This window comes from Ruegeria sp. AG1 (assembly GCF_056541705.1).
Genome location: NZ_JBQFYU010000015.1, coordinates 72,171 through 89,712 on the forward strand (window position 1 = coordinate 72,171; position 17,542 = coordinate 89,712).

The following is a 17,542-nucleotide window of genomic DNA, read 5'->3' on the forward strand; positions in this document are numbered from 1 at the left end:
GTTGTAGCTTGGAGATAAACCCAATCGGGTTAGCAAGACTTGAATTCACAACGCCACAAGGATTCACAATAGACATAGAATTTACGGTCACCTGTTCCCAAGCGTCATTCTGCCCGCTGTTATTTGGTTTAGTTTTGGATCAATTTTTTTACTTCTGGTTTCGAATTGGTTTAGTGTAGCATTTTGTCGCAGACTCTTGAAACTTGTCTGCGGTGAACAAGCACGGTCGGGAACCAAGCAAGGTTGGGAACATGGAAGAGCAACTAGCAGAACTGGCGGCCAAGGTCGCGGAACTGGAAGCATCGACTTCTGTAACGAACACGATGTTTGCAGAAACCTACTATTACCTCACGATACCATTGATGGTCATCATCCATGCAGGGTTTTTGGCATATGAGATGGGCGCATCGCGCCAAAAGAACGTGCTTGCTTCGGGAATAAAAAACATTCTCGCCTTTGCGTTCATGATGCCCACCTTCTACTTCTTCGGGTGGTGGGTCTACTGGGGCTTCCCAACCGGGATCACTTTCTCCGAAGGTGCCATGGGGATCTCAGGCGCCACATACGCGTCGTTCGCTTGGCCATGGTCCGATAGTGCTGGCCCCAACCTAGACGATCAGTCAACCGGTGTGTTCTGGGGCGCATTCGCTTTGTTCGCGGCAACCACAGCATCGATTTTCTCGGGCGCGGTTATCGAACGGATCCAAGTCGTGGGATTTGTAATCCTAGCAGTCGTTCTGGGCTCTTTCGCGTGGGTTGTCGCTGCGGCTTGGGGCTGGCACGCAGACGGTTGGTTGGTCACCCAATGGGGTGTACACGACTTTGGCGCGGCAGGGTTGGTTCACGCAGTGGCAGGTTTCTTTGCTCTTGGTGTGCTCATCAACCTCGGTCCGAGAATTGGCAAATTCAATAAGGATGGAACGGCCAACCATATCGGCGGTCACAACATGCCGTTCACAGTTACAGGCCTGATGCTGATCATCGTTGGCTTCTGGGGATTCTTGATGGCCTGCGTAATCGTTCCAGGCGAGGCCTGGAGTTGGTATGCTGATAAAGCCACTACCATCTATGGCACGCCGATGACACTGAGCTCGCTGGCTTTCAACATTTTGATGGGCATGTCAGGCGGAATCATTGGTGCATGGGCAATCGCTAGGGACCCGTTCTTCATGATGTCAGGCGCCCTCGCAGGCATCATCGCAACCGCCTCAGGCTTAGACGTATATGACCCATCACTGGCGTTTGTGATGGGCTTTGCTGGCGGTGCTCTGCTTAAGCCTTGCTATACATGGCTTGAGAACCGGGGCATCGACGACGCTGTCGGAGCGGTGACCGTTCACGGCACCATTGGCCTGTTCGGTCTCATCATGTTTGGCATCTGGGGTGCAGGACTGCCTGCAATTCAAGGAGACGACGTCGCGACCGTTTCGCTGCTTGGCCAAATAGTCGGCGCCGTGGTCTTTTTCCTCGTGGGTTTCGTGCCCGGGTACGTCATCAGTTGGGTACTCAACAAAATGGGAATGCTGCGCGTCACTGAGGAAGCCGAGATAGCGGGCCTCGACCTAACGAAAGTGCCAATGCAGGCGTACCCCGAAGGTATTACACCTTCGGCCAACCCTGCCGAGTAATGTTTACAATAGGGAGACGAAGTAATGGGATTTAGCCTAGCAAACGTGGATGAAATGAGCGGTCCGATCTTTATGGGTGCTGGAGGTTCCACACCGATGCTCTGGTTCGTACTTGCGGTTCTAATTTGCTTGTTTGCCTTGTGGAGCGGGCAAAAGCACGAACACGATGCTTACAAAAGACTAAAGGAATAAACGCAACCTTGCTAAACGGAGGGCCGCACGAAGTGTGCGGCCCTTTCTGATTGGGAATCAATGGATCGAACTCTTCCCTTTCTTGACGTCAAGAAGCCGGGGTTTTCCACAAGATCTTCAGAAGTACATACCGCGCGTGAAGCATCCTGGTGCGCTGAAACGCCGTTCGGCTATGCAGTTCTTCGGCACCGCGAAGCCGGTATGATTTTGCGAGACCGTAGGTTCCGTCAAGGCAGCCACGCTTGGCCAGAAACGGTTGGGCTTGAAGGCAGTTTTGCAGAGTTCTGGAAACGCAGTATCATCTCGCTGGAGGGTGAAGACCACGCCGCGTTACGGAAAATCGCCCAGAATGCTCTTGCAAAGGAACATATCCTCGCACTGGAGCCCACATTCACCAAAATCGCTGAAACACTATGTGAATCCCTACGGGGATCAGGTCCTTTTGAAATAATTGATCGCTTCACCGAGCCGTTCGCGGGACAGGCTATTACGGCGCTTCTGGGACTACCGATGCATATGTCTGAACGACTTGCGGCAGATGCAACGTGTCTTGGGCTTGCGATGGGCCCTGAAGCAGTCCGCTACCAAACTGAGGTTAACGCATCGGTAGATCGGTTAACGGAACAGGCAATCAGATTAATCGATGCACCCCCGCGCGACAGTTTTGTAGCTCGCCTGATGTCAGAAGAATACGAAGATCGTCAGGCATTAGTTGATCTGACCGTAATTTCCATCTTTGGCGGTGTGGATACTACCCGCGCCCAATTGGCATTCGCAGCGCATCTGTTCTCGCTGTATCCAGAGCAGTGGGCCTGGCTACGGAACAATCCGAAAGCGGTTTCAGACGCAATCGACGAGATAATCAGGATGCGCCCTACAACGACTTGGGCGACCCGCGAAGCCTTGGAGGATGTCACTATTGGTGATGTCTCAATTCGTTCGGGTGAAACCGTTCACATTTTAGTACATGCTTCTGCGACTGACCCGAGAACTGGTCACAATGGCCAATTCGATGTTCGCGTCCGTCGAAAGTCGCATTTTGGTTTTGGAGGGGGCGCGCACCACTGTCTTGGACACTTGGTCGCAAGAACAGACATGATGGCGGCGCTGAACGTCTGGTTGCGTCACTGGGAAACTATTGAACTTGCGGAAGAACCGGTTTTTTTGCCTGACAGCGGCAACACCAGCCCGCTACGGATGTCCGTCTTACCCACCTGGGCGAATTAGCGGTATGCGTTTCTGTCCTCACTTCGATCTACCCAGTGACGGTACCACAGATCAACTGGACGCAAGAAATGAGGCGGACCACCACGATGGAACCAACGCGAAGAAAGACTCGTTTGTGAAAATGCTGTTTCACCGTCTAGCGCGCCCACGGCGCGTAGGGCTGCCTTGCGACCCAGCCATGGGGCCAAAACAGTTCCGCCGCCGGAGTATCCCATAGCATAATGAATACCGTTTCGCTCGCCGACATGTGGTAACTGGCCAAAGGAAAAACCCGTGTTGCCGGTCCAGACATGGGATAATCGAACTCCCCGTAGTTTAGGCCATATCTCAATCATTTTCCTGTGCAGACGGCGCGCGGCCGTAGAAAGGTCGATATCCACCAATGCTGCGCGACCACCAAACAAAAAACGGGATCCGTCAGATGACACCCGGAAGTAGCAGTGGTGTCTTCTTGTTTCTACCATCATGCGGCGACCGGGTGCTAGCGCCTGTATTATCTCAGGCGCCAACGCTTCTGTTGCTATGATAAAACTCGGCACTGGAAAGACACGACGGTTGAACCATTTGAACTGCCAACCTGTATAGCCATTGGTTGCGAGGATAATTTTGTCGACGGAGATGCTCCCTTGCGGTGTTGAAACCCGCCAAGTTGCTCCTGCCTTTTGAATATCTACCGCCGGGCAATTCGAAAGGACAGGAACGCCCCGGCGGGATGCAGCACTCAACAAACCGAGCAGATACTTCGCAGGATGCAACGCGCCGTGTGTTGGGAACAGGATCGCTCCCTTATAGAGCGGCGTCACTATATTGCTCGGCAACTCATCGCGGCTCAGAATCATACACGGCCCACCGCCTTTTTCCGAAACCTGCTTAGCCAACCTTTGTTGCGCCGCGAACTGGCCCGAAGTGTAGGCCAATTGAATGCGCCCGCATTCTTCGTAGTCACAACTAATTTGCTCTTTATTTAACAGGTCTTTGACCCACCTCAGCGCATCTGAAGCCTCCGAGAACAGAGCGTCAGCGACCAGCGGGCCATAGCGTTTTGCCAACGTGTCCCAGCCGACACGCGGGTGGGCTCCTAGCATACCTCCGTTTCGGGTCGAAGCACCCTGTCCTGGCTGACCGCTGTCTATGACCAAAACCCGGGCGCCTGCATCATGCGCCGCAATGGCCGCAATGGCCGCAGACAATCCAGTGTATCCGGCACCAATTACAAGAACATCCGTTTTCTTTGGTAGCCTGCCTTCAGGAGAGGGCCACGCCACACCATCCCACCAATAAGGACGCCCCGGAACAGCATCCTGTGTGAACAGGTTCAACCGTAGTTACCTTTCACCCGCTCTTTTTCGGGGTCGAAATGAGGGAACGTTACAACACGAGCCTTCAATCGCTTTTGCTGGCCGTCAAGCTGGCCGATTTGGATTTCGGTTCCGATCTCGGAATGTGCAGTTGCAACTCGGCCAAGTGCGATCACCTTTCCAAGTACCGGCGACTTAACGGCAGAGGTGATTTCGCCGACTTGCGCCTTGCCAATCCGAACGCAATCGCCGGGCGAGGGCACCGTCCCTCCTTCGATCTCAAATCCGACAAGTTTTCGGTGCGGATGCGCTTTGCGCTCTTCCAATGCAGCGCGACCAATAAAGTCATCTTCCTTTGACTTCAGTGGCACTGTAAAGCCGATACCGGCTTCAAACGGGTCAGTCGTGTCGTCAAATTCGCTTCCTGCGAAAATGAGTCCTGCTTCGATCCGCATCATGTCCAGCGCAGCCAGGCCCAACGGCGCGAGATCATATTCCCGACCGGCTTCCCAGACAGCGTCGAACACCTCGACCGCATCCTTTGGATGGCAGAAAATTTCGTAGCCCAACTCACCTGAATAACCGGTTCTGGAAATCACAACCGCAGTTCCGGAGTAGTCGCCAATGCGTGCGATTGTCATGCGGAACCAGGGCAGTTCCTCTACGGATGGTTGGGTTGGCGGCGTCCAAAAGACTTTCGTAAGTATGTCCCGGGAATGGCGCCCCTGCACAGCAATGTTGTGAAGCTGATCTGTTGATGGCCGCACCCAGGCGTTCAGACCCCGCTTGGCGGCCTGTTCCTTGAGCCACAACCCACTTGTGTCGTTGCCCCCTATCCAACGGAAATTGTTGTCCCCCAAACGATAGATCGTTCCATCGTCAATCATCCCGCCGTGCTTGTAGCACATGGCGGTGTAACTGACCTGCCCGACACTAATTTTCTTGACGTTCCGCGTAACGCAGGCCTGCATCAGCTCTTCTGCGTCTGGCCCCGTCACTTCGTATTTCCGCAGTGGCGACAGATCCATGACAGCTGCTTTTTCACGCACTGCCCAATACTCTGCAATGCTTCCAAGCTTGGGGATCGTGTTTGCAAGCCAGTAACCATTATATTCTACGAAGTCTGCGGTGTGGCGTGCAAAGCACTCATGGAACGCGGTTTTCTTTGTCTCTTCCACATCCGCCTCCGCAGATTTTCTATAGCCAACGGATCTCTTGAAATCCTCGGTGGCTCTGTATGTGCGGACCTGGATATCCGTCGGGTTCCATCCATTTGCCGGATCGACATCGCATGGGCACGCGGTGCTTACGCAAACCAGATCAGACAATGCTCTGAGCAACACAAAATCGCCGGGCCGCGACCAGGGATCGTCCATCCCTATCGCGTTTGTATCGTCGAGCATCGTGTTGAAGAAGAAATTGATCGCTGGCCAGCCTCCGCGCGGCCGAATGTTGAATCTGGCCAGATCCGCGTTCATGTTGTCCGAGCAATTGATATGCCCTGGGTAGCCGAGATCCTCATAGTAGCGAGCGGTACAAGCGAGACCAAACGTGTCGTGACGTCCGCAGGTGTCCTGTACGATCTCAACCAGCGGCTCCTGATCAACGGACCAGTATTTCGAGAAAATTCCCGGGTTGGGGTAGAGGCTTCCCATTAAGCTACGGGTTGTGGTCGGGTCTATCTCGCGCTCAAGGCCGTTGTCGAGCGCCCGCAACGAAAAGGCCTGAAAGTCAGAACATTCCCTGCCCTTCACGTCCAAAATTTGGATGTACTCACCTTTTTTGACTTCGTAGGCCGACGCGTACCCTGGTTGGATGTTAAGGTCCTGCAAGGGATCGGCCAGCGGATCGGGTGGTCCGACCGTTTCTTTGGCCTGTTTTGGGTCGGCTCGGCGGATGTACAAGACAAGTTCGGTCGTTGCGTTCTGGGCCTCTGGGCTCATCGGCTTGCCCGGAGCTGCGCAGATCAATAAACCATCGCATTCCGCGGTAAAGCTTGTCGTATCCCCGGGCTTTGATCCTTCGGAAAAAACACTTACCGCATCCCCAGTTTCAATGTTGAACCCTGATGCTGCCAGCGCTTTGAGCACATTTGCACCGGAGCGTGAACCATTTGCCAGCGTTTCAATCGTTGAGGTGGGCCGTCCCTTGCCGATGGCCCCAAGCATCGCCGCATCCGAAGTTCGGTCGGGTGCAAAAAACACCAGTTCTCCTTGCTGGAGACCTTCTTTGTCGACGATGCTAATCTCGTCGCCGCGAAAGACCGGAACCGCTCGTGATCCGCCTCCTGGAACAGGATGTCGCTCAACACCATGTGGCAATATCGGGAGACCCGGTGAGACAATCCCACGTCTTTCCCAAGGATGCTCGATAAACTCTGGCTTGTTCATATCATCACCCGAGCCCCAGTAGTTTTTTGCGCCTCTCGGCCCACGCCATGACAGCCAGATCAAATGTCAGTGCCATAAACGCAACGTTCATCCCCAGTACGATGTTCTTACCAAGCTCAGTGCCTGCCAGCGTCCGCTGCAATTCCTGACCTAGGTCCTGGGTCCCAATGAAGGCGGCAATGATCACCATGAAGAAGGCGAACATTATTGCCTGATTAAATCCTACTGCCATAGTCGGCAGGGCCATTGGCAACTGAACCGTCCATAGCTTCTGCCGACGTGTCGCGCCGGACATATCAGCCGCTTCGGTTATTTCTGGCGGAACTGTGCGCAACCCTTCAATCGTGTATCGCGTTAGCGGAACAGTAGTGAAGATTACTATCGCAAACACAACCGCAACGTCATTAACGCCGAACAGCATAATAGCTGGGATAAGGTATATGAAACTGGGGAATGTCTGCGCAGTATCACAAGCCAGCAAGATACGGTTTGACCACTTTGCGGACCGCGCAGCAAATATACCCAGGGGGATACCGATCAACATTGAAATTATGACGGCAGAGATCACCGTATAGAGCGTGATAACGGAACGGTCCCACCAGCCCGAAAGCGCGACAAGTGTAAAGAAAACGAACCCATAAATAGCGGGCCGCTTGCCACCAAGCCAATACGCCAGCGCAGTAATCAGCAAAATGAACGCGGGTGTTGGAATCCAAAGCAGCGAGTTTCGGAATGGTATCAGAACTTTGACATTTAAGAACCAGCGCAACCATTCAGTCACGGCATTCACGGCATCTATTGCCAAAAAACCTTTAATTAAAGCGTCAATCTCTTTTCCTTTAGAGAATGATTGACGTCGGCCGATTTCGGCAAAGACATCAACGAATTGCGCGATAATACAGAACACGGAAAAGACGGCTAGACCGACCAAGAAGTAAGCATGTTGCTTCCACCAAGGGGTACCTTTCTCAAAGTGCTCCGGTTGTTTGACAACCCACGCCTTTGACAATCGATCGAGCATTATTGCGAACAAAACGATGGTCACACCGATCTCAAAAGAACGGCCGAGTTTGAAGCTGCCCATCATGGCCAGCAACTTTGCTCCGAGGCCTGGCATTCCAATAAACGCCGTCAGTACAACCATTGCGAGACACAGCATGATCACTTGGTTCACACCGACCAATATCTCGGTGCGTGCTGCAGGCAAATAAACACGCGTCAACATCTGCCATCGAGTGCAGCCTGACATCTTTCCCGCCTCGACAACTTCTGAACTGACTTTTTTCAGGCCCAACGTGGTCATCAATATCATAGGTGGGATAGCATAGATGATGGTGGCAACCGCCCCTGCTGTTGGACCAACTTTAAAGAAGATCACCGCTGGCAACAGATAGGTAAAAAACGGAAGTGTCTGAAGCACGCTCAGGATCGGCTTGATCGCGGTATCCACCCAACCGTACTTCCAAGCAGCAATACCCAACAAAAGCCCAAGCAAAAATGCGATCGGAGCCGCGACGACCAATACAGACATGGTCTGCATTGCAATGTCCCATTGGCCGATGAGCGCAGTCCACACAAACGTCCCCCCCGCCAAAGCGGCAAGCCTCCAGCCGCCGAGGTAGTAGCCAAGTACCGCCGCCGCAGCTGCAATTGCCGTCCATGGGATCGGCCCCAGCATGGGCCAGCGGCGTTTTCCATAAAGCAGGTTTGCAGTTGCATCCAAAAGGAACTCAAGTGGTCCCTCCGCGATGAATCTGGTCACATAGATAAGGCCCAAATCATTCTGAACAAAGGCGAAAACAGCGTCCAGTGCCTCTGCAGTTGGCGGGATCATCGCCTCTGGAATCCGCTGTAACCAAGGTGGCAGCACGCCGAATGCATGCGCCATGATAAAAACCAGTGCAGTACCAATCAATGCCAACAAAACCGGATCTCGACGGCCACCATCGTAGGCGCTTGCGCCGACTTCGGAGGCGTGCGTGACGGCCATCAACCAGCCCCCAACAAAAGATCGAGTGCTTCTGAGCGCTGCATTACGCCAACAACTTTTCCAGAATTGTCCGCCACCGGAATCTCTTCGCGGGTTTCGTTAACCAATTGTCGCGCCAGATCCTGAATTGTGGCCTTCGAGTCAACCGGTTCGCCTTCCAGTGCATGACCATTTATCGGTCGCGACAAGCCGCGGGCATGAACAACACGCGCTTTGTCGATATCCTCAGTGAATTTCCGGACATATTCGGTTGCGGGGTTCATAACGATCGCGTCTGGCGTATCACATTGTTCGATCGCGCCGTCTTTCATAATTGCGATCCGGTCCGCCAACCGAAGCGCTTCGTCGAAATCGTGGGTAATGAAAACGATCGTCTTACCCAGCATCTCCTGCAAACGCAGAAACTCGTCCTGCATTTCTCGGCGGATCAGAGGATCGAGTGCCGAGAAAGGTTCATCCAAAAACCAGATGTCCGGCTCAATTGCCAGAGATCTAGCAATACCAACACGCTGTTGCTGCCCACCCGACAGTTCGCGCGGGAAATAATCTTCGCGCCCTTCAAGGCCGACCAAGCGCACGACTTCCAAGGCACGTTCGCGCCGCGTGTGTTTGTCTTGCCCTCGCATCTCCAATGGAAACGCAACGTTCTCCAGAACCGTTCGATGCGGCAACAGGCCAAAAGACTGAAACACCATTCCCATTTTGGACCGGCGCAATTCAATCAAATCTTTTTCCGCCAATGACATAATGTCCTGACCCTCGACCTCGATGGTGCCGCCAGTTATATCGTGCAACCTGGAGAAACAACGAACCAGAGTTGACTTCCCAGACCCGGAAAGCCCCATGATAACAAGCATTTCACCTTGGCCGACATCTACAGATACATCTTTGACACCGGCAATATATCCGTCGGCACGAATATCGTCGAAACCATGACTCTCCGGCATAGATCGCAGGTACTTTTCTGGGTGAGCCCCGAATAGCTTCCAAACATTTCTGGCCGAAATTACCGGTGCCATGCCATTCCCCTGTCGTCCGGTCACCTGCCCCACATGGTCTCGCGGGACAGGTGTGTTTGTCAAATTAGCTAAATATCAGCCCGAACATTCCTGAACCCACGGATCAACAACGTCGCGGTTTGCTTCAAGCCATTCGACCGCGGCCTCATCCGGTTCCAGCTCATCAGTATCCACCAACTTCGCCATTTCAGCGATCTGAGGGTTGGTGAAAGATATCTTTGTCAGCACGCAATACGCTGTTGGCCACTTGTCTTTCATACCATCCCAAGCCGCCTTTTTAAGATAGCCGGTGGCCGGATTACCGCAGTCATAGAGGGCGTCCGGGTTTGGGCCTACTGCAGGATCGGTGTCACAGCCGTCTTCCCAAGCAGGAAACTCAACGAATTCACCTGGCCAGACAGCCTCGGCAAAGTTTGGTGTCCAATTGAACACAACAACGGGTTTCTTTTCAGCCTCTGCAGCACCGATTTCGGCCCAGAGTGCCGCAGCAGAACCCGCGTTCACAACGACAAAGTCCATACCCAGCGCCTCGACCCGCTCCTGCCCGTGTTTCAACCAATCGACCGGGCCATCAAGGTAACGTCCTTTGTCGCCTGTCTCAGCAGTCGCAAACACTGCAGCGCAGTCGTTCAAAGCTTCCCAATCCGGTAATCCGGGGCAAGCGTCCTTGGTCCACATTGGATACCACCAGTCTTCGCGCGTTACGGCGTCATGGTCACCGGCGTCATGCAGCCCTCCTTTGGAAAGCGCCTCGCGGAAAGAAGCGCCGAATGCACCTTCCCAGACTTCAAGCTCTAACGCGACGTCGCCCAGGCGGACCGACTCGTACACAGCCTGACTGTCGGTAGTGACGTACTCAACGTTCAGGTCCATTTCTTCGAACATCTGACCAACGACATTCGACATCACAATTTGGCTGGACCAATTGTGGATCGGGATTACGATCGGATCTTCGCTGTCGGCTGCATGCGCTGCAGCACCCGATATTGCAACCGCACTTGCAGAGGCCAATAAAGTCAGTCTTTTCATTTTCATTCTCCCAGTTGTTTCGGCGATGCCGCTACGCCCGTTCAGGGCGAGGGTATACTCGCCCTGTTCAAGTCTTCAGGTAGTCCTCAAGACTGTCGTCCAGCGCATCCTTCCAGACCGTATGGTGTGGGGGCGCCTTTGTGCCGGTCATTGGGCTGGTGTAGCCATGATCCCGGAATTCCATAATTCCTTGCTTTTTGTGCTTTTTCCATTCGTAGAAAGCCTGGTTTGCTGCTTCGATGTCGAATGAAGGGTAGTCGGTCTCATTGATGAGCTCGCCAGTGTACGCGCCCTGATACGCGATGCAGGCATAGTCATCTTCAAGAGCGTCTTCGTCGGCCTGTCGTTTCTGCCAATCCGCCTCCATTGTTGCGGCATCCGGCAATGCTATGCGGCCCATTATCACGTCCCGCGCCCACCAAGCCTGCGCGTCAAACATGTTGAATGTATACCACTGGTCTTGCATGCCCAAATAAAAGAGATCAGGATTTCCTGTGTACACGACACCTTTATAAAGGTCGTTTGCAGCCAGTCGGTTAGCCGTTTTCAATCGCAAATCATCTGGCAGGAATGGGAAATGATGCTTGTATCCAGTGCACAGAATAATCGCATCTACTTCACGAGAGGTTCCGTCAATGAAGTACGCGGTTTTGCCGTCCACTCTCTCCAGCGCTGGAACTTCCGCCCAATTATCCGGCCAATTGAAACCCATGGGCGCTGTCCGATGTGCCACCGTTACTGATTTGCATCCGTACTTCCAACACTGAGAGCCGATATCTTCAGCAGAATAGGATGTTCCTAGGATTAGGATGTCCTTGTCCTTGAACTCCACCGCGTCCCTGAAGTCATGTGCGTGCAGGATGCGACCTTTATAGGACTCAAAACCGGGATAATGCGGTACATTCGGGAAACTAAAGTGCCCTGATGCTACCACTACCTGATCAAAGATCCTTCGCTCTTCAGTATCACTTAGGGCATCACGAACTGTTACTTCAAACCCGTCTTCAACCGTTCGCACATCTCGCACAACGGTGTTGAATTTAATGTACTTTCGGACATCCGCCTTTTTTACCCGGCCTTCGATATAGTCGAACAGGACAGCACGCGGTGGGTAGGACGCAATGGGTTTTCCAAAGTGTTCTTCGAAGGTGTAATCCGCAAACTCCAACCCTTCCTTGGGTCCATTCGACCAAAGATAACGGTACATTGACCCATGGCAGGGGTTGCTGTGCTCATCCAGTCCGGTGCGCCAAGTATATCGCCATAGCCCACCCCAATCTGCCTGTTTTTCGTAACAGACAATGTTGGGGATTTCCGCGCCTTTTTCGGCGGCTGACTGAAATGCACGTAGTTGTGCAAGCCCAGACGGACCTGCTCCGACAATACAGATACGTTTGGTCATTCTACCCCCTCGACTATGGTTTGAACGCTACTGGAAGCGGACATTCGAAGTGCTTTGGCCTCGGCGTAGTCCGCGGAATGGTACCAGTCCTTTGCAGCCTGATAACTTGGAAATCTAATTACGACGTGCCGATCGCCATGGGGGCTACCCTCATGACTTTCGTTGCGGCCTCCACGCACAAGAAATTCACCGCCGAACTTTTCTACGATCGCCTGAACCATTGCGACATAGGAAGGATACGTCTCAGCGTCTGTCACGCGTATCTGTGCAATGACGTATCCCGGAACCATATCAGCGCACCTCTGGTTCCGATGAACTGGCGTTCCAGTCCGGCTCAAAGCCCAGAACCTCGGTGTCTTCTGGTAAGGCCGGATTGAACAACCGGTTGTGCGCCATAGTCGCCTGATACAGTGGGTTGTTTGATGCCAGTCGCCAGACTTTGCAAGACAGATCAAACACCTGCATGTACGCCTCGAAACGTAGGCGAACCATGTTTGCGTCACGTATCGAGCCTGCCCCTTGTGAACCCGGTGGAAAGGTGGCTGTCAGGATATCTGAGAACTCTGCCGCTTTTTGGTAGTAAGTCGCGGAAAAGAACCGGATCGCCTGATCACGACGCTGAGCCGGATCATTCGTCTTCTTCGCCATGTGCAGCATTTCTGGCGTGACCGAATAACCCGGAGCCTTGTTCAGCAGAGTGATGATGTGCCCAAGCGGTTCGTCTTGTTTTGGCAAATAAAGAGCCGGTGTAATCGCATCATCTGGGCGACCTTGATTGTCGCGCATCGCTATCTGCCTTACTCGGCACTGCCACTTGAGAAACGCAAGGCGCAGCGGCGAAGTAGAATAGCCTTCTCCCAGGACGGTACCCAGTGAACTCATGCGACATCCTTTTTGATTGTGTCTTCTGTTCGATATGACCTGTCATGAAGTAAGCTGGGAACGCGCGCTGCCGTGGCTTGAACAAGGTCAAGATCCAGTTGGGCGTGGATGACACCGGGAATGTCGCCGCCGTCGGCCAGAACCTCTCCCCACGGACTGATTACAAGTGAATGCCCATAGCTCGCACCGCCACCAGGAACAGGACCGACAGCACATGGGGAAACAACAAATGACGTGTTTTCTATGGCGCGCGCTCGATTAAGAACATGCCAATGCGCTTTTCCGGTAATTTTGGTGAAAGCCGCTGGGCAGCACAGTATTTCCGCGCCTCCCTGAGCAAGATCCCTGAAAAGCCCGGGAAACCGGAGATCATAACAAATCGTGTGACCCACTTTGCACAAAGAGGTCTCGTAAATGCAGGCACGATCCCCCGGCGCTACGGTGTCGCTTTCGCGATAGGTGGCGCTTTCAGCAAGATCTACATCAAACAGGTGTATCTTGTCATAGTACCCCAGAATTTCGCCCAAAGGATCGAGCATATAGCCACGATTGATGATCTTCCCGTCCGGTCCGTCTACAGCGATGGATCCAATGTTCACCCAAACTTTCCGCTCGGCCGCAAATTCTTGCAGTTTGCTCAGTACAAGGTGTTTCGATTCCGGCTGAGATGGTGGGCACAAACGTTTGCCATCTGATGCTAACCCGCCGCAATACTCGGGCAAGAATAGCATTTGAGCACCCGCTCGAACTGCTGCTTCGGCCATCGGCAAAGCCTCGGCCAAAGCACTCTCCATGGTCGGCATGGGCCGGGTTTGGAGGCAGGCGATATTTAGCTGGCGCGGCATGAATTAGAACTTTTTGTAAGCCTTTCTAAGCATGACCAACGGGTGACGGTCGGACATTTGAAACTTCAACAATAGCTCTCGCGCAATCATGTCACGGTCCTGCTGATTGTCGGGAAGTTCGATGCTGTCCGGTATCCGAACCCATCCGTTGATATTTCGGTCAAAGACCGCAGGTTTACCTTCCTCGTAACCCATGTGAATGTCTTCGAGCCAATTCAAGTCGTCCCAGCCCATGAACTCTATGTAGTCCTTGAGGAAAGGCGTGAGCCGGCTGTAATCCGGCACAAGATTCACATCGTATCGGTAGCCAATATGCTGCCCAATTTCTTTCTCACGCTCTGATTCAAGTCCATCCGCATCATTGATGAACTGGTTGACGTCCTTGATTTCAGACCCTCGATACTGTGTTCCGGCCATAGCTCAGGTCTCCTTAAAGGTGATGATAGTCTTCGACGCCGACGGTGTGGCTTGTGCCAGCCAATGGGACTCCGGCCATAGCTGAAGCTTCCATGGTCAGTGCCGCCAAATCTTCAGGCTCAAGCGAATGCAGATGCGTTTTTCCGCAAGCGCGGGCAAACAGCTGCGCCTCAATCGTCAGAGTATGCAGGAAGTTGTAGACACGCTCTGCCGCTTCATCAGGGTCAAGGCGTTGGCGCAGAAGGGGATCTTGTGTTGCTACACCAACCGGGCAACGGCCTGTGTGGCAGTGATAGCAATAACCTGGCTCCGCCCCGATTTCCTCGGGGTAGTTGGCCTCAGGGATGTCCTTGTTACAATTGAGCGCCATCATCGCCGAATGCCCGATCGCGATTGCGTCCGCGCCGAGAGCAATCGCCTTAGCGATATCCGCACCGTTGCGGATGCCGCCAGCGTAGATCAAAGTAATGTCGCCCCGCTTTCCAAGATCATCAATCGCTTTGCGCGCCTGGCGGATTGCGGCCATACCGGGAACCCCGGTATCTTCGGTCGCAAGGTGTGGACCCGCGCCGGTGCCACCTTCCATACCGTCAATGTATATCGAGTCCGGATCGCATTTTACGGCCATTCGCACATCGTCATAGACTCGGGCAGCGCCAAGTTTCAGTTGGATCGGAATTTGCCAGTCTGTCGCTTCGCGTATTTCCTGGATTTTCAACGCGAGGTCGTCCGGCCCTAACCAATCTGGATGGCGAGCTGGCGAACGTTGGTCGATACCGGCGGGCAACGAGCGCATTTCGGCAACTTGGTCAGTCACCTTTTGCCCCATCAGGTGGCCACCTAGACCAACCTTACATCCCTGTCCAATGAAGAACTCGCAACCATCTGCAAGCACCAGATGGTGAGGATTAAACCCATAGCGCGACTGAATACACTGATAGAACCATTTCGACGAATACCGACGTTCGTCAGGGATCATACCACCCTCGCCCGAGCAGGTGGCGGTACCCGCCATCGTCGCCCCACGCGCCAAAGCAGTTTTCGCCTCATACGACAAGGCACCAAAACTCATGCCTGTTATGTAGACCGGAATATCCAGTTCCAACGGCCTTTTCGCACGCGGTCCGATGACCGTTTTTGTTTCGCATTTCTCGCGATAACCTTCGATAACAAAGCGCGTCAGTGTGCCGGGAAGAAAAGTCAGATCGTCCCAGTGCGGAATTTTTTTGAACAGCGAGAAACCTCGCATTCTGTAACGGCCAAGTTCGGACTTGATGTGAATGTCGTCCATGACCCGCGGCGGGAAAATGAAGCTGTCTCCGATACGGTTCACATCACGATCGAGAACTTTCTTGGTTGGCGGGTTTCCATCTGCCATGTTTTATACCTTTCAAAGGGTTATCGGGCATCCTTGGCGAGCAAGGCCGTCCCTTAGAGGATGAGCTTTTTCTCGTTCGGTTCGAGGTTGTCGTAGTTCCAGAGCTGTTTGCCCGCGACTACTTTGGTAAAGTGATCGACACCGTTGTCTGGCATCATCCCGTACTGGGTGAGTTTTCTCGTCAACCAAGCCTTGTCGAGGTCGGTCAGTTCAGCCTCAACCGCATCGACGCCTAAGGACTGAATATCGCCCCCGATGTAGATCGTGCCGTCGTACATCGAGTCACCGAGGTTCTTTCCGGCATTGCCGCAAACAACCATCCGGCCGCGCTGCATCATGAAACCAGAAAGCGCACCAGTATCACCGCCTACGATGATCGTCCCGCCCTTCATGTCGATGCCAGTACGTGATCCAACAGAACCTCGGCACACAAGATCACCGCCACGAATAGCTGCTCCAAATGTGGACCCAGCGTTTTTTTCCACAATCACTGTGCCGGACATCATATTCTCGCCGCAGGACCAGCCTACGCGTCCATTGATCCGCACGTTGGGCCCATCGATCAGGCCGACCGCAAAGTACCCTGTCGAACCTTCGACGATCAGGTTGAGTTTATTCAGGATCCCAACACCAAGGCTGTGCATGCCGCGCGGGTTCTTGATAACAATGGAACCGTAACCTTCTTCCATCAGCGACCGGATATTTGCATTGACCTCCGTCGCGGTCATCTCGTCGCAATCAAGCTCAGTCCGTTTGTTGAAATCAACGTCAGGTGCCCAGGGATAGGCAAACCGTTCGGTCGCATCCGGGTCGAATTCGATATACATGGACCGCCCTGTTAGCTGATCCGTTGTCATGCCCAAAGCTTTGACCCGTTCCTCTTGGGTCATTCCCTTCAGGTCTGCATCGCTTACGCTTGCCATACGCGAACCTCCTCGTCGTAGGGATCGGTAGTGTCGATTTCATGAGGCAGGATCGCGCGGATCGCGACCTCTTCTGAGGCCATAGCGATTAGGTCGTCGCTCTCGTAAAGGACCAGCGGTTTGGCAGCCATTGTGTCCTTGGCCATGCCCAATTGATCCTTGGTGCAAACAAGATAGGTGAAAACACCATCGATCTCATCAATCGAACGCCTTAGGCTTTCCTCCAGCGTTACGCCGTTGGCAAGGTTGTGCGCTGTGTAGACTGCCAGCAACTCGCTGTCGCAGTTCGACATAAAACGGTGCCCTTTCCGTTCCATCTCGCGACGCATAATCCAGTAGTTTGTAATTTGTCCGTTATGAACGACCGAGACGTCGTTGTACGGGAAGGCCCAATAGGGATGCGCGGATTTGATATCGACGTCGGACTCTGTTGCCATCCGAGTGTGGCCGATACCATGCGTGCCCCGAAAATCACTCAGGCCATAGGCCTCGGCGACAACGGATGCATCGCCGAGATCCTTGATCAGCTCCAAACCGTTTCCAAGCGAGAGGATCTCAACATCATCGATCTCCTCGATGTGTTCCGCCATCTCCCCTGTATTTCCGTCGTGGGTCAAAACATAGCGCAGCGCATAAGGACGTACGCGTTCCTTGTGCTTTACGTTCGCGCCATGCTCTTCAAGGATCGCGTCGACCTGAGCCAGACGCTCTTCCAGAACGTCATGGATGCCGCGACCGCGATCCATGTCCTCTGCTTCCGCAATCTTGACCCGCATCACATAGTCTTCTGCATCTTCGCGATAGACTGCATAGCCGGTTGAATCCGGTCCACGATGCTTAAGCGACTGAAGCATTGCCGTCATCTCACCGCCGACATTCGACGCTCCTTTGAGATGAATTAGTCCAACAATTCCGCACATTT

Annotated in this window: 15 protein-coding genes; 2 read left to right on the plus strand and 13 right to left on the minus strand. The window is 53.5% G+C overall.

Annotation, left to right across the window (positions count from 1 at the left end; all coding sequences use genetic code 11):
• Positions 1-251 precede the first annotated feature (251 nt).
• Both ACR0B5_RS20420 and ACR0B5_RS20425 read left to right on the plus strand, forming a co-directional pair.
• The gene (locus ACR0B5_RS20420) at positions 252-1,628 is read left to right on the plus strand and encodes an ammonium transporter family protein (protein WP_170375263.1); all 1,377 of its coding nucleotides are present in this window, start codon (positions 252-254) and stop codon (positions 1,626-1,628) included.
• 252 nt (positions 1,629-1,880) lie between these two features.
• Positions 1,881-3,047, plus strand: a complete 1,167-nt coding sequence (locus ACR0B5_RS20425; protein ID WP_480542994.1) for a cytochrome P450 — start codon at positions 1,881-1,883, stop codon at positions 3,045-3,047.
• On the opposite strand, the gene ACR0B5_RS20430 is transcribed toward ACR0B5_RS20425, so the two are convergent.
• The 13 genes from ACR0B5_RS20430 to ACR0B5_RS20490 all read right to left on the minus strand — a co-directional run bounded on the left by ACR0B5_RS20430 (position 3,044) and on the right by ACR0B5_RS20490 (position 17,540).
• Complete coding sequence (locus ACR0B5_RS20430; protein WP_480542996.1) at positions 3,044-4,366, minus strand: NAD(P)/FAD-dependent oxidoreductase; 1,323 nt, start codon at positions 4,364-4,366, stop codon at positions 3,044-3,046. The two genes, ACR0B5_RS20425 and ACR0B5_RS20430, sit on opposite strands and share 4 nt — an antisense overlap.
• The gene (locus tag ACR0B5_RS20435; RefSeq protein ID WP_480542998.1) at positions 4,363-6,735 is read right to left on the minus strand and encodes a trimethylamine N-oxide demethylase; all 2,373 of its coding nucleotides are present in this window, start codon (positions 6,733-6,735) and stop codon (positions 4,363-4,365) included. Before ACR0B5_RS20435 ends, ACR0B5_RS20430 begins: the two co-directional genes overlap by 4 nt.
• Before the next feature lie 4 nt (positions 6,736-6,739).
• Entirely contained in the window at positions 6,740-8,725 is a 1,986-nt protein-coding gene (locus tag ACR0B5_RS20440) for an ABC transporter permease (RefSeq protein WP_480543000.1), read from the minus strand.
• Positions 8,725-9,744, minus strand: coding sequence for a quaternary amine ABC transporter ATP-binding protein (locus tag ACR0B5_RS20445; RefSeq protein WP_480543002.1), 1,020 nt, complete (start codon positions 9,742-9,744; stop codon positions 8,725-8,727). Before ACR0B5_RS20445 ends, ACR0B5_RS20440 begins: the two co-directional genes overlap by 1 nt.
• A 75-nt stretch (positions 9,745-9,819) precedes the next feature.
• Positions 9,820-10,773, minus strand: coding sequence for an ABC transporter substrate-binding protein (locus tag ACR0B5_RS20450; RefSeq protein WP_170375252.1), 954 nt, complete (start codon positions 10,771-10,773; stop codon positions 9,820-9,822).
• A gap of 67 nt (positions 10,774-10,840) precedes the next feature.
• Positions 10,841-12,175, minus strand: coding sequence for a flavin-containing monooxygenase (locus ACR0B5_RS20455; protein ID WP_480543004.1), 1,335 nt, complete (start codon positions 12,173-12,175; stop codon positions 10,841-10,843).
• The gene (locus tag ACR0B5_RS20460; protein WP_170713681.1) at positions 12,172-12,465 is read right to left on the minus strand and encodes a DUF1330 domain-containing protein; all 294 of its coding nucleotides are present in this window, start codon (positions 12,463-12,465) and stop codon (positions 12,172-12,174) included. The genes ACR0B5_RS20455 and ACR0B5_RS20460 overlap by 4 nt, the downstream gene beginning before the upstream one ends.
• Before the next feature lies 1 nt (position 12,466).
• Positions 12,467-12,961, minus strand: coding sequence for a hypothetical protein (locus tag ACR0B5_RS20465; protein ID WP_480543006.1), 495 nt, complete (start codon positions 12,959-12,961; stop codon positions 12,467-12,469).
• Positions 12,962-13,053: 92 nt separating this feature from the next.
• A complete protein-coding gene (locus ACR0B5_RS20470; RefSeq protein WP_480543008.1) occupies positions 13,054-13,902 on the minus strand; it encodes a carbon-nitrogen hydrolase family protein in 849 nt (282 codons plus the stop codon).
• Positions 13,903-13,905: 3 nt separating this feature from the next.
• Entirely contained in the window at positions 13,906-14,319 is a 414-nt protein-coding gene (locus ACR0B5_RS20475) for a hypothetical protein (RefSeq protein WP_170375242.1), read from the minus strand.
• 13 nt (positions 14,320-14,332) lie between these two features.
• Positions 14,333-15,697 (minus strand): FMN-binding glutamate synthase family protein, encoded by a 1,365-nt coding sequence (locus tag ACR0B5_RS20480; RefSeq protein WP_170555555.1) that lies wholly within the window; start codon positions 15,695-15,697, stop codon positions 14,333-14,335.
• A 53-nt stretch (positions 15,698-15,750) separates the two neighbouring features.
• A complete protein-coding gene (locus tag ACR0B5_RS20485; protein WP_480543010.1) occupies positions 15,751-16,524 on the minus strand; it encodes a GltB/FmdC/FwdC-like GXGXG domain-containing protein in 774 nt (257 codons plus the stop codon).
• An 83-nt stretch (positions 16,525-16,607) separates the two neighbouring features.
• On the minus strand, positions 16,608-17,540 hold the full coding sequence (locus ACR0B5_RS20490; RefSeq protein WP_170375236.1) for a class II glutamine amidotransferase domain-containing protein: 933 nt from the start codon (positions 17,538-17,540) through the stop codon (positions 16,608-16,610).
• Between the last annotated feature and the right edge of the window lie 2 nt (positions 17,541-17,542).